The sequence below is a fragment of the Dryocola clanedunensis genome (assembly GCF_038405435.1).
GTDB lineage: Bacteria > Pseudomonadota > Gammaproteobacteria > Enterobacterales > Enterobacteriaceae > Dryocola > Dryocola clanedunensis_A.
This window is the reverse complement of record NZ_JBBYHZ010000082.1, coordinates 1-726: the sequence shown is the minus strand read 5'-3', so window position 1 is coordinate 726 and position 726 is coordinate 1. Positions and strand designations below refer to the sequence as shown.

Sequence of the window (726 nt, the reverse complement as noted above, 5' to 3'; positions counted from 1 at the left end):
CCGCAGATCGCCGCGTTCTACGGCGCGGGTGCGCCGGTGCCGACCGTCAGCCGCGCGGCCCGCCCATCACCGGCAGGATCACGCCGCTGATGTAGCTGGCAGTAATCGGCGAGGCGAGGAACACGTACGCCGGCGAGAGCTCTTCCGGCTGCGCCGGTCGGCCCATGTCGCTGTCCTGGCCGAACTCGGCCACGTCCGGCGCCTTCTTGTCGGCGGGATTCAGCGGGGTCCAGACCGGGCCGGGCGCAACCGCATTGACGCGGATGCCGCGCGGCAGCAGCTGGCTGGCCAGCGCCTTGGTGAAGGCATGGATCGCGCCCTTGGTCGCCGAATAGTCCACCAGCGACTTGCTGCCGAACAGGCCGGTCTCCGAGCCGCTGTTGATGATGCAGGCGCCTTCGCCCAGGTGCGGCAGCACCGCGCGCGCCATCTGGATGTAACCGCCGATGTTGGTCTGCAGGGTTTCCTGCAGGTGCTCGTCCTCAAGGTCTTCAAGGCGGTCGCAATGCAGCTGGAAGGCGGCGTTGTTGACCAGGATGTCCACCCCACCGAACGCCTTGACCACCTGCTTGACCGCCTTGTTGCAGAACGCCGGGTCGCGCACGTCGCCGGCGATCACCAGGCAGCGGGCGCCTTCCTTCTCGACGTGCTCGCGGGTGATCTTGGCGTCCTTCTTTTCATCCAGGTGCAGCACGGCGACATTGGCGCCTTCGCGGGCGAACAGCA

General features: G+C 67.8%; 1 protein-coding gene. It reads right to left on the bottom strand.

From position 1 onward, the window contains the following. Positions 1–46: 46 nt before the first annotated feature. Positions 47–726 (bottom strand): SDR family oxidoreductase (locus AAE045_RS23495; protein WP_455549724.1); only part of this gene is annotated, 680 nt, incomplete at its 5' end.